Below are 13373 nucleotides of genomic sequence, written 5' to 3'. Positions count from 1 at the left end.
CCTCCTACTTACTCTGATAGAAATACGAATTTGCGCCGTATTTCCTGGTGTAATGTTTCTCTGTCATAAAATCCGGTAAAAGCGGGCAATTACCTCCGGCAATATCAAGAGAAAGCTTAGCCATTTTTGCAAGTTCCTCAAGTATCACGCTGTGCTCAACGGCAGCCTTTGCATCCTTGCCCCAGGTAAACGGACCATGACCAGCCGTCAGAACAGCTCCCATTGCAAGAGGATCGCGTCCTTTAAATAAATCGCAGATGATACGCCCCAGATTTCTTTCATATTCGCCCTTGACTTCTTCTTTAGTTAGCTGGCGGGTGCATGGAATTTCACCATAGAAATGATCTGCATGAGTGGTTCCGTAAACGGGAATCCCCCTTCCACATTGGCACCATGCGGTTGCCCAGGTTGAATGAGTATGGGCGATACCCCCTACCGACTCTAAATTTTTATATATCTCAAGGTGAATGTCCAGATCAACCGAAGGTAATAGTCTGCCCTCAACCAGATTTCCTTCCATGTCCACAACCGACATATCTTCGGCGCAGAGATCCTCGTACTCAATCCCTCTGGGCTTGATGACCACCAGATTGTTCACTCTGTCGATAGCACTGACATTTCCCCAAGTGTAGATTACTAGTTTTCTGTTTACAAGCTCCAAATTGGCTTCATAAACTTCCTTTTTAATCGCTTTCAAAGTCAATTTATCACACAACCTTTCCAGTTTTGTACTTTACTTATACAAAAAGACTAAAAGTAACATTTCCCTCCATTATCCATATTACAATACTAAGGTCTCTATTTATCAAACTACTCTTGGGAGATATTTTCGTTCAATTCCTCCAAAGATTTACATGCAGTCCGCCAACCGAAGAAAATCGCTATAATAGAAGTTAAGATAGAAAAACCCATGGCAAAGCCGAAAACCCCCATAGTTCCATATGCTGCAAAAAGTATCGGAACTAAAGGCTGAGCTCCGGTAGACGCAAAACGTGAAGCTCCATTTAATATCCCCGTTACTGAATTTCTTTGACTAGTCGGTAACGATTCCGCAACATAAGGATGAATAATAAAATTTCTAGCTATCCCAATAGCAATAACTAAAAGGCCTAATATAGCCGCCAAAATGACGTTGTCTTTAATAAATAATACAAATGGTATCGTTACAACACAGTATAGAATTCCAAAGACAGCAATAGGAATTTTTCTTCCGCCCCTGTCGGCAAAATAAGCTGCAACAAACTGTCCAAGCGGAAAACCAAAAGTAAATATTGTTGAAATAAAGATACTATCTTGCATACTAAATCCGTTCATCTTAAGCAGTGTTGTCATCCACGGTTGGGTTGAATTAAAGCTGACAACACCTCCACATAAAATGAGGAAAAGAACAATTGTCCTCTTTAAGTATAATGGGGAAAACATCTTTTGAACGTCTTTAGCTAAATTACTACGAGATTTTTTAACAATAACTGCATCACTGAGATCTATAGGCATTCCGACAAGACTAGAGACAACGTCCTCTGCCTCTGCTTGTCTTCCTCTACTCATAAGCCAACGCGGCGATTCTTTTATTGTAAAATAACTTACTATTAATAATATATAACCAATGCCGCCTATATAAAAAACATTTCGCCAAGCTTCCGGGTGCAATGGCACTATAGCTCCAGATATAAATCCAATTGCAGGAGCAGCTAAATATCCGAACCCGCCTATATACCCTTCCCATTTGCCTCTGCTTTCCTTGGGGGACATTTCAGCCATATACGTAATAGTCACAACCATCATACAAAGAATTCCAAAACCCGTTAGGGCTCTCGCAACGAGAAATGTCGTAAAATCCGTAGTTGCAGCATCTACTATAGTGCCGGTCGTGAATAAGAAAGTACTAATTAATAAAGTTTTACGTCTTCCGATAATATCGGAGATTATCCCACCAAAAATAGCTCCAAATGTATTGCCCAAATAGTAAGCTGAAGTTATTTGGGCTAAACCAGCGGTACCGATATTCATCGAAGCCATAATAGCTGGAGCACAAAAATTAAAGCTATTATTATCTAAGTTTTCAAAAAAATAAGATGCAATAACAACAATAAATAAACAAATCTGTTTCTTGGTAACCTCTAAGCCATCAAAATAATTATTCTTTATTTTCATCTCATTACCAATTGCCGACATATATATATATTCTCCCTCGCCAATAAATTTTCGCTTAGCTCGACAAATAACCACATAAATCTTCTCGTCGAAAAAGGCATAGGATACAATAAGTTTCGTACAGACAGCGGGATTCAGTGATTCTCCTTGAAGTTCGCTTGTAACAAAATCATGACGCCTTTGCAGGACTGAGCAAGAAAGACAATTCAATCCAGTGAATTGTCTTCTCACTCAAAATCCCTTGCGCAGCCGAGTCAGACCGCCCCATACCCATGAGGAATGTTAATTAATAGGCTATTTTATAAAAATGATTTGAACGGAATATTCGGTTCTTCTTCAAATGCATCCGAAAAGCCACGTTCAAACATAAATCTTTTCTTGCCCTTGTCGTCCGGGAATAAATATCCCCCTCCAACTTCCCACAGGAACACGTTAAATTTATAGTTCAGTCTGTCTTTTCTATAGTTATAAACTAATTCAATTTCCTTTGGATCAGCCAGCATATTTGACCAAATATCATAGTGGAAGGGAATCAAAACTTTGGCTCTGAGATTTTCTGCAATTCTACAGCAGTCAACTGACGTAACCTTGTCAGAACAGCCAATTGGATTTTCGCCATATGACACTAAAACTACGTCAATGTCGTATTCTTTACCATGCTTTACAAAGTAATTTGAGAAATGCGAGTCACCGCTATGATATAAATTGCCGCCTGGTGTCTTGATAATAAAATTAACAGCCCTGTCGTCCATATCGCTTGGGCATATTCCCCGAATATCTCCTGCAGGAGGTGCCGTAATCAACGCCGTCCTGTCAAAGGAATCTACAGCAACAATTTCAACATCTTTGATTTTTACACTGTCACCAGGTTTGACTACTGTAATTCTTTCTTCGGGAACCCCCCACTTTCTCCACATATCGGCACTGTATTTGGGACCGATAAAGGGTGCATCAGTATTGGCTACAATTGCCGCTGCTACATAAGGATCGATATGGTCGCGGTGGAAATGAGTTGATAAGACGGCATCCATTTTAGTAATTGCAAAAGGATCAATGACCATCGGAGCAGACCGGGCATTTGGCTGCCACTGCTTACTCCCCATCATTCTGGCCATTTGAAAATCTTTCCCCTGGCCCCATGCAGGTGGAGCTGGGAATTTTCTGGTCTGTTTCCCTGTATCAAGCCAGAGGTCTATAATAATATTGCAGTCAGCTGGCGTTTTTACCCAGATTCCTGTACAGCCCAGCCACCACATTTTAAACTTGTTTTCTTCGACAACCGTATTGTCAATTTCTTCATTTAAGAACGTGCCCCATTCCGGAAATACATTGTTAATCCATTTCTGTCTGTCTAGATCCTTGATGTTTACATCGTTAATCATGATAATCATCTCCTTATTTTTTATACACTAGTTCTTTATGGAAGAACCAGATAAAACATTGAAAACCATTAAACACAAAACCATAGTGGCAAATTGGTAATACCTATTTGCCACTATGGTATAATATTTTCGTCAATTTGTCAATTTTTTTTGAATTGATTTATAATTCTGTTTTATTATTTTGTAGTATAATCCACGGCAAAATGGTGACAGATAAACTCGTCTGTTTAAGTACAAGTAAGGCCTAGCAATGTGTTTCGCAGTAGAATTTTTTTATACCGCAAAAATAAGTTCTATTCAATTTGCACCTTTCCTAAATTTATGATATTCTTACTATAAAAACAGGATGATTTATATGATAGAGAAAAAATATGTCAGTCAACAAATATTTGATTATCTTTTTAATGAAATAAAGGATCGAAAATTAATACCTGGGGATAAACTCCCGAATGAAAGGCAGCTTTCCGAAACACTGGGCGTAAGCAGACCACCTTTAAGAGAAGCCCTTAAATCCCTTTCACATCTTGGCCTCTTAACTATAAAGCATGGCGGCGGAACTTATGTAAACAATTATGATGACGAATTTTTGAGTTCTATTTTGCAATATCTTATGGTTATAAATGAAGAACTTATATATGACCTGATACAGGTCAGAAAGGTATTGGAAGCAGAAGCTGCAAAATTAGCATCTCTCGTAGCTTCTGATAAAGATCTGATAGAAATGGATAGTATCCTCATGGAAAGAGAAAGGATAGTGTCTGAGAACAAGGTTTTTTCTAACGATATACGGGATGAATTAAATCATCTGGATTATAAATTCCATGTATGCATTGCCAAGGCATCTAATAATAAAATTGTTCTTGCGTTTATAGCTTCAATTCGAAATGCGCTAGCCGTACATCAGAATAAATCCTCGGTTGTCAACAATATGCCTGAGCTTGTCAATGAATATCATAGGAGAATATTCAATGCGATAAAGGGGAAAAATGCAGATTTGGCATCATCAAGCATGCGTGATCATATTCAGGCTGTAGAAAATGCAATTAGAGAATCGGATGAGACGGTTCCGTCTGAGTCTACTGGAAGAATCAATCCCCTGGTGAGTGTGTGAAGAAATCTCTGTATCTTGGAGGGTGCAGAAAATTTTGTGTAAATAGGTTTGAAGCAACTTCCTTACTGGCAAGAATAGGAATAAAACTATTTGAGCCAGTAAGGAAGATTGTTTATGAAAACAATCCCTAATGAAGTCATCAGAGAGCCAGGCAAAGAGGAAAGGTTAAGCAATACTACGGAAGTTATAATGCAATCAAAGACATGTTCCGGGATGTGCTTCAGGAGATCATGGAGGCAGAATTAGATGCTGAGCTGGGATACGAAAAACAAGAACGACAGTCGGAAGATGTCAATTTACCTGTGTCGAAAAATTACCGGAATGGCTACTCAAAAAAGGCAGTTAAAACACAGTTGGATGAAGCAGAAATAGCTGTTCCCCATGATCGTAATGGTGAGTTTGAGCCTAAAATCATCGATAAATATAGCCGAAATACCGATGGCATGGAAGAAAAAATTTTATTCCTGTATGCAACGGGACTTAGTATTCGGGATATATCAGATCAGATAAAGAGCTTGTATGACGTGGAAATCTCGCCATAGTTAGTAAGAAAATCAGTGAAAAAATCATGCCTCAGCTTAACGGAAGCAGTATACCCCTTTATCTTTTTGGATGCCATACACTATAAAAAACCGAGAAAACCACCAAATTATTACGAAAGCTGCATATGTGGTCTTGAGCGTAAATTTGGAAGACTGTGCTTCATTCTACTGATAGGCAGCCAGAATTTAATTATGCCTTTGTAGTATATAAATTAAAACGCCTTTGGTCGTTACTTCAGTAATGACTAAAGGCATTTTTATTATTTTGATAATGGGGCTTACGTGAATGCTCCGTTTGTACGGCTTATTTTTACCATCTATTCAATAAGAAATTTTTAATACGTTCACCATTCTTATACAATCATTGACTAATTTATAGCAGGTGTATTATCTGTTCAGCAAGCTCACTATCTGCATAATCAGGGATATACGGCAGACAAGCTTCAAAATCTCTACGGCGCATATTCGTTAAATCCCGTACCTTGCGCCATGTCAAAGTGATACCACTATCTTTTATCTGACGCGCAGCCCAAGCTACTTCTCTAGCCCAATATTGCTCTCGTGATTCCTTATGCCGCTGTATTTCAGCAAGGCATTTGGGCAAATACAAAGATATTTTCTTACTAGAAAGATGCAAGATTTTCTCAACAGCAAAAGTAGTAACCTTTTTAGGTCTGGTTGTTCCATCACCCTGTAGCTGGCTGATAGTTGCCTTTACAAATGATAGTGTATCTTCATCAATCTGATTCCAGTTTTGAGGTTTTACGCCGCTTTTAAGTGACGCTTTAGTTGGCTTATGATAAGTTCCATACCTCCGTTCACCGATAGCCTTAACAGTCGCATATGGGGCACTGAGAGCTTTCGCAATAGCCGGATACTTTAAACCCTGTTCATGAAGTCTGTAAACCTCTTCATCAAAAAGCTGTTGTTGTGTTTTCTCCGGCAGTTCCATATGTACCAGTTCATCAGTAGTAATACCAAGAAATATAGCCATGAGACAGATTTCATAGAAGTTCACTCTATCATTCGTCAACACCTTCTGTGTCTGCCATAACTCCGTAAACCAGTTTTGGGACAAATTCCTATAATACTCTGTAAAATCTGCATGAAAGAGTGCAATATTACGCTGCTCTCCACGTACAGACCGATATTGGGTATTAGCCATTTGGGAATGAAGAAAATCACCAACCGTAACACATGAATCCATGTCAACATCAGCCTGAAAAACCTCTGCCAAATAAACGGCTACGCGGATTTCAATTTCGTTATCCGCAAATGCGCATGATTCCGATTGTGGTATCATTTCCTCGGCTGTTTTTAAAGAGGGCGTAGCTTTCCCACTAATTATCACACTGCTATCCATCAAGTAACACCGATGAACTGGGCAAACATGAATCCCTATTAGCTGATGAATCCGATGCCAATATGCTTCTCCATATTGTTCTCTATCATTAGCTGCGCAAGCTGGACAGTAGCGCAAACAGCGAACTTTGCCATTCTTGCTTTGAGGTATCGGCAAGAGATTATAGTAATTTCCCATCATAGATACCAATGATTGAAATGCTTTTTGTCTGCGTTCTTTCGGCAAAAAACGCCCATAGCAAGGAAACATGGTATGCTTTTCAACGACTGCTTCCATAGGCATATTTCTTGTTATGGCCTGTAGTGCGGCAGGAGTGTAAGTATTAATAAAATCCATATCAGGGCGCACCGTCTTTGATGCAAACAGGTCTTCCGCCGCAAAGCTGTAAGCCATATATCCTGACTTCGTATAATATCGTGCCAGCTGGCTATAAAGCAACTCATCTGGATATGCTGTAGGGAAATAAGCGATCATACAGCTACCTCCACAACAGGCATATTCGACTTTAAAAGCTGCACAATATCTATATTTTCATTCTTGGCTTTAGTAACAAAATCAGCAATACTAACACAATCATCTAAAGTTTCATTCTCAGCAGTATGGACAATCGCTTTTCTCTTGATTTTAGAAGTCTGCTTACCTAGTGAAACAGACGGTTGAATATAGCCATGAAGTAGCGATAAACGTTTCTGATATGCTTCGTTTAAAGATTCCAGATTCAAAATTTCTTTGCCATTCAAAATTGCAATTTCCTGTGCATCGTGAATCAACGCTACCACAACCGATGTAATTCCTGCGCTATGCTCATAAAGCCATGCAAGGATTCCATCCGTAATTTCTGTTTTTTGCTTCACGTACTGATATCTGAACATGACCTTGCAGAACTCTTGAAAATATTTGTCGTTGCTCATAGTCGTATACTGCAATCCCACGGAACGTCGTGCCAGTTGCATCGCCGATTCAAAGAATCTGCTGCTTTCAGGAGTGCCAACCATACAGATGCTAATTCCGCTATTATTGATAAGCTGTGTCAAAGCCCCAATTAAGCTTTTACCGTTTTTACTATTGGCTACGTTCTGGATTTCATCTACCACCAACATACCAATATGGTTAAGAGCAACCTGACTGACAGAACCAATAAGCATATCTGTTGTAGCCCTTGCTCTTAAAGCATTTTGATAATATTTGCTGTCTAAAACCTCATCAACTTTACGCAAAATCTCCAGTAACAGGCCCTTTACTGACGAATCAAATGGGCATTGCACAATCACACATGGTACAACATTGGTATACGGATTCTCAGCTTCAATTACCCGATTCTCCGTAATCAAATTAATGGCTCTGCTAATAGCCGAACTCTTACCTATTCCAGATGCACCGATAATGGTAAAACTATCCGATCCACCCATGATGCCGTTGTATTCCTGTTGCATGATAACTCTGTAGTTTTGATTCTGTTGTTGTACTGCCAGCTTTGTTCCCTTCTTCTGCATAGAACGCAAAAGAGCCAAGTACAATTTGCTATAAATCTCCAGCGACATTTGCGAGGGGATATATACCCTATATAAGTCCGATAATGCCATAAGCCTTACAGAAGCATCCGTATTGCAGATTTCAGGATTGTACTCCGGCAATACTTCCAATGCGGCTATCAAATCATCCCCTGACTTCATGCGAGGCAGAACATTGATGATATCTGAAAGATTTTTCATGGCTTGACTCCTTTCATATAATTTCTATGGTGTTTAAGCTGTTCACGCTTGCGGTTATCTCGAATATTCTTAACGCTTACATCGGCACTGTTCCTGACGCTGCCAGCGATTGCCTCAATATGCCGCACAAGATTAATCTGAGCTTGTAGATTTTCCTGGTTGGCTCCTTTTACAATGTCTCTCTGAGCTGTCTGTAAACTCTGTACAGCAGTCAAATCTTTACCCTCAAATCTGGATTCAATAATGGCAAACTTGGTATATATTCCATTTTCCAACAGCCATACAGAAGTAACGTCCTCTGGATTATAAGCAACTGTAACCTCACCGCCTTTAAGATATTGCTCTGTATACCCGTCACGATGGTAACGCATTTTATTCACTTTCAGACCAAACCTGCTGAATCTCCCTATAGCTCTTGGCAATAGAGTAAGTATAAGTTCTTCAGCACCTACTTCAATCAAATTGGCTCCCATTTGGGATTTACCCCAATTCCAGATACAGCTTGCATAGGGTTTTACAGTCTCGGCAATCAGGATTTCGGTATAGGGAAAATTCTCAACTATCCGTTGAGCGTTGTAATAAATGATACAATGAAGGATAATTTTCTCAAAGTCCGCCATGGTCAAGCAGGCATCTTTCCTGTAATCATGCGCTCCCCGCTCCTGATAATCAAGCTCAATCACACCCTTGCCTTTCAGGTGCTTTTTATAGGTTGACTGAACCACATCAAAGAATTTCTCCACCAAACCTTTCAATTCAGGTCTATATGCAGGGAGATTGATTACTTTAACACCCAGCTCTGCAATTTGCTCGAAGTTTTCAGATTTGTATTCACTTCCCATATCCGTGACCAAAGTAGCAGGAATTTTATCACAAGACCAATCCTCAGTATTAATAAAAATACCAAACTTTTTGCACCAAGCAGCTTTATCCGCAATAATGTTTAACATCAACCCTCTAAGACTGTATACTCCGCCCACCCATGATAAAATATACCCACAACATAAGCCGCTATAAGCGTCAACACAGGCAGTCAAAATTGGCCTGCCCACAAGATTGCCAGCATCATTAATGAGGTAAATATCGCATACAGTAGAATCCAGCATACCAACGCCAATAGCAGGGGCAAACTCCTGCACTCCCTCGCCAATAAGAGGCCTGTTGTTTCTCTGGTAACTCTTCAATCCGTCTCTGGAAATATAGAAATTCTGCATCTTTTTTGTTTTACGGTAGAAGTAACGAAATTGATAAAAAGACGGGTATCCATTTACCAGAACATCCATACTGTCACAATATTTTTCTTTCAGCATCATGGTATAAGCAGTCATAAGTGATTGCTTTTTCGTGGTATAGAAGAATTTATTCAAAGCCCATCGTATGTTTTTTTCATCTTGTGTGAGCTCTGCATCACCATCCAGACGCTTCCTTGAGGCAAGAACGGTTATATTCATATAGGTCAGATACAGGCATAAGTAGATCCTAATGGTTTGCTTTGATATGTTGTTTTCTATAGCTGTGGAACCGATAACTTTAGAACGCATTCTTTCATCCGCGATAAAAGGGAGAATTGGTGCAATCAACGTGTAACGGTCATACATTGCTTTTCTCTGGTCAGCATCCAAAGCATCAATGACAGTAACTGCAAAATTCGTAGCCTCGTTCAGCACTTCACCAGTGCATCCGGAGAAGGAATCCAAAGCAGAAGATTCCACCCATACAGGCATAGTCTTTTTGATGCAGTCGATAATGAGGATTTTATCAGGCTGTATCTCTAAAACCCTAATAATATTATTATCGTCCTTCAACAAATCATTTTTCTTCATCAATGACTAGCCCCCAATCTGTAACCCCATGCTTTAACCAGTATTCCCTTGAAGCATCCAGCAGCTTGACCGTAAGCGGCTTCATCAGAAACTTACGAAATACACATTCACGCACCATCAAATCATTGTCAGACTTGACGCAGACAAAATCCGATGTGTATTCGCTAATGTCCCGCCCATCAAGCGGGACATTGCATCTAATTTCCTTTACTTCAGCACTCGCTTGCAAAATATCCGCATAAGCGTACTGGATCGCATCGTATGTCCTGCATACATCACTGCACTTGGCAATGACACGCTTCTCACAACGACCCTTGAAATTTTTCTTCCTCACCTTGCAAAACCTCCTTGTGTAGAACGCTCTGCTGCTTGACTCCATTTTCCCAAAAACGCTTCCCAAAATGAAAATGGACGATTTTAGGAGAATTTGAGATTAGATTTTTGGGGAAATAGAAAATCATGAATATGCTCTCCCACCCCATGTTACGGGCGTTTCAAGCCAATGTTCATGAAAGTCATAGCGTTATGCTTTTTCCCAAAAAGCATAAAAGAAAATATCACCATGTCGCGGGGCACTGCCGTTTATTCTGCAAAGGGCATTTTTCTTTATTCTCTCTGGCTTTGCCAGTTATGCCCGCCACTCCATGGTGAACGCTCTCTTTCAGCAAGCAGAAATCCCTGTATTTACGCGGGTTGAGGATAAAAAAAGACCCTGCATTAGCTTCGTTAAAAGCTTTTATGCAAGGTCTTTTTGTCTATGTCGGCGGGTTAGCCACTTTGGCCCTTTGGCGAATAAATGGCAGTGCCCCACGACATATTATTTATTCCCACTCAATTGTAGAAGGCGGTTTTGATGTAACATCATACACAATGCGATTTACACCTTTTACTTCATTTACAATACGACGAGAGATTTGATCTAATACTTCATATGGCATTCTTACCCAATCAGCTGTCATACCATCCTCACTGGACACGATGCGCAATCCGACTGTATAAGCATAGGTACGCTCATCCCCCATAACACCTACACTCTTCATGGCAGGCAAAACAGCAAAGGATTGCCATACCTTGCGATACATGTCAGCCTTTTTAATCTCTTCTTGAACAATTGCATCTGCGTCCCGCAAGATTTCCAACCGTTCTTCTGTAATCTCGCCGATAATCCGAATCGCAAGACCAGGACCAGGGAAAGGCTGACGCCATACAATTTCTTCTGGCAAATTCAATTCTCTAGCCAATGATCGAACTTCATCTTTAAATAAATCACGTAATGGTTCCACCAAGGCAAACTTCATATCTTCCGGCAAGCCACCTACATTATGATGGCTTTTAATAACAGCAGCTGTATCCGTACCACTTTCTATTACATCAGGATACAAAGTCCCCTGTACTAAAAAGTCTATGTCTCCTAATTTATTGGCTTCCGTTTCAAATACGCGAATAAATTCATCACCAATTATTTTACGTTTTGCTTCCGGCTCCGTGACTCCGGCAATACGATTCATAAAACGCTCAGGAACATTGGCATATACCAAATTCATATTAAATCCATCGCGGAAAGTTTTAACTACCTGTTCTGATTCATTTTTACGCATAAAACCATGGTTAACATACACACAAGTCAATTGATCACCAACAGCCCTATGCACTAATACAGCAGCTACCGAAGAATCAATACCACCACTTAAGGCACAAAGCACACGTTTATTACCAACCTGCTTACGGATGGCTTCAATTGCCTGATCAACAAAAGAGCCCATATTCCAATCGCCACGGCATTGACAAATATCAAACAAGAAGTTGCGAAGCATTTTCATTCCTTCTGGTGTATGTACTACTTCTGGATGGAATTGCACTCCATAGATATTACGCTCTGCATTCGCCATTGCTGCTACTGGGGTATTTGCAGTATGTGCTGTAACCACAAAATTAGCTGGAGGTGTTTCGATATAATCTCCGTGACTCATCCATACTGGTGTTTCTGCGCCTAATTCAGTAAAAATATCCGTATTCTTGTCAATAATCAAATGAGTATTACCATACTCACGCGATTCGGAATGAGAAACTACGCCTCCTAGAGTATGCGCAGTCAACTGCATGCCATAACAAATACCAAAAATAGGAATGTTTAAAGTAAATATTTCTGGATCGCACTTGGGCGCTTTATCTGCATACACACTAGATGGGCCACCAGAAAAAACAATACCAATTGGACTCATAGATTTTATTTTTTCAATTGATGTCTTAAATGACACAATTTCACAGTACACGCCGCACTCACGAATACGTCTGGCAATCAACTGGCTATACTGACCACCGAAGTCCATAATTAAAATTAATTGATTTTGCTTATTTTGCATAGTAAAAAAAATTCCTCCTACATGTAGATATTAAATCAAAATATAGCATACAATGCTACTTATTGTAAATGCCCTTCAGTAAAGTTTCCTTACGTAAATCGCGGCAAACACATTTTCCTGTTGCCGGCAAATTTCGAATCGTATCGATAATGATCCTGCTAATCAGTGGAGCATCATCATAAAAAATATCTTTTAAATCTTGATGTGACCACTCTTTGACCAATCCTTCACCATAATTAACAACAAAATAAAGCCCTGCATAACATGCCCCAATTTCCCTTGCCAAATACACCTCTGGGCAGATACTCTGACCAATAATATCAGCATGCCCTTTCATCATTGCAACTTCTGCCGGACTTTCAAAGTGACGTCCATCGGTATTTGCATAAATACCTCGAGTAAATATACGACCGTCATAATGTTTGCGAGTAGCTTCCACTAACGTGCCGCGTACTTCAGCACACAATGCTTCTCGCATGATAAGCAGGTATTTTCCATCTAGCTCCACATCTTTACGCACGGATAAATCAAGATAATCATCTGGTATTACAAAATCTCGAGGATCTAACAGGTGATTTGCAGTACCTACGCCACCTTCGCTGATGATCCGCTTTACACCTACTTTACGAAATACCCAGAAGATTTGCCGTGAGGCATCTGCCCGGCTTACCCCGCTGCGCCAGCCATGCATTTTGCAGGTGATCACTTGGCAATTATCCACGCTAAATAAGGAAAAAATAGGACTGAGTCCATAGGGCGTAGCAAACTGTACATGATCATCGATCATTACTACACCTTGATCGCTGCACCCTAAAGGAAAATTGCTCGATAAGGTTCCTGAGCCGCCAATTACTGCATAGTCCGCCTGTATATCCACACTAACCATCCTTACTATGTATTGACATTTCTGCATTACCAATACA

10 protein-coding genes and 1 pseudogene are annotated in these 13373 nt (G+C 40.0%); 2 read left to right on the top strand and 9 right to left on the bottom strand.

What is annotated here, in order from left to right:
• Positions 1-4 precede the first annotated feature (4 nt).
• From araD to ulaG, 3 genes are all read right to left on the bottom strand, one after another.
• Complete coding sequence (gene araD / locus BMZ99_RS15600) at positions 5-697, bottom strand: L-ribulose-5-phosphate 4-epimerase AraD (RefSeq protein WP_175490575.1); 693 nt, start codon at positions 695-697, stop codon at positions 5-7.
• Between the two features lie 113 nt (positions 698-810).
• Complete coding sequence (locus BMZ99_RS15595; protein WP_090939169.1) at positions 811-2175, bottom strand: MFS transporter; 1365 nt, start codon at positions 2173-2175, stop codon at positions 811-813.
• 278 nt (positions 2176-2453) lie between these two features.
• A complete protein-coding gene (gene ulaG / locus BMZ99_RS15590; RefSeq protein WP_090939166.1) occupies positions 2454-3536 on the bottom strand; it encodes an L-ascorbate 6-phosphate lactonase in 1083 nt (360 codons plus the stop codon).
• Positions 3537-3891: 355 nt separating this feature from the next.
• On the opposite strand from ulaG, the gene BMZ99_RS15585 reads away from it, so the two are divergent.
• Together BMZ99_RS15585 and BMZ99_RS27685 are read left to right on the top strand one after the other, a co-directional pair.
• The gene (locus tag BMZ99_RS15585) at positions 3892-4647 is read left to right on the top strand and encodes a FadR/GntR family transcriptional regulator (protein WP_175490574.1); all 756 of its coding nucleotides are present in this window, start codon (positions 3892-3894) and stop codon (positions 4645-4647) included.
• Positions 4648-4761: 114 nt separating this feature from the next.
• Positions 4762-5340 (top strand): annotated as a pseudogene (locus BMZ99_RS27685) (transposase); the annotation flags it as partial.
• 222 nt (positions 5341-5562) lie between these two features.
• Here the strand turns inward: BMZ99_RS27685 and BMZ99_RS15575 are convergent.
• From BMZ99_RS15575 to BMZ99_RS15550, 6 genes are all read right to left on the bottom strand, one after another.
• Positions 5563-7026 (bottom strand): TniQ family protein, encoded by a 1464-nt coding sequence (locus BMZ99_RS15575; RefSeq protein ID WP_090939159.1) that lies wholly within the window; start codon positions 7024-7026, stop codon positions 5563-5565.
• Positions 7023-8264: a TniB family NTP-binding protein gene (locus BMZ99_RS15570; protein WP_090939156.1), complete on the bottom strand. Its 1242-nt coding sequence runs from the start codon at positions 8262-8264 to the stop codon at positions 7023-7025. The genes BMZ99_RS15575 and BMZ99_RS15570 overlap by 4 nt, the downstream gene beginning before the upstream one ends.
• Positions 8261-10087 (bottom strand): Mu transposase C-terminal domain-containing protein, encoded by a 1827-nt coding sequence (locus BMZ99_RS15565; RefSeq protein ID WP_090939153.1) that lies wholly within the window; start codon positions 10085-10087, stop codon positions 8261-8263. Before BMZ99_RS15565 ends, BMZ99_RS15570 begins: the two co-directional genes overlap by 4 nt.
• Complete coding sequence (locus BMZ99_RS15560; RefSeq protein ID WP_090939150.1) at positions 10074-10421, bottom strand: hypothetical protein; 348 nt, start codon at positions 10419-10421, stop codon at positions 10074-10076. The genes BMZ99_RS15565 and BMZ99_RS15560 overlap by 14 nt, the downstream gene beginning before the upstream one ends.
• 487 nt (positions 10422-10908) lie before the next feature.
• Entirely contained in the window at positions 10909-12450 is a 1542-nt protein-coding gene (guaA, locus tag BMZ99_RS15555; protein WP_090939147.1) for a glutamine-hydrolyzing GMP synthase, read from the bottom strand.
• A 55-nt stretch (positions 12451-12505) separates the two neighbouring features.
• A complete protein-coding gene (locus BMZ99_RS15550) occupies positions 12506-13327 on the bottom strand; it encodes an MTAP family purine nucleoside phosphorylase (RefSeq protein WP_090939144.1) in 822 nt (273 codons plus the stop codon).
• Between the last annotated feature and the right edge of the window lie 46 nt (positions 13328-13373).

This window comes from Pelosinus propionicus DSM 13327, assembly GCF_900114615.1.
GTDB lineage: Bacteria > Bacillota > Negativicutes > DSM-13327 > DSM-13327 > Pelosinus > Pelosinus propionicus.
The sequence above is the reverse complement of the archived record's forward strand: the minus strand, read 5'-3'. Positions and strand labels throughout refer to the sequence as shown.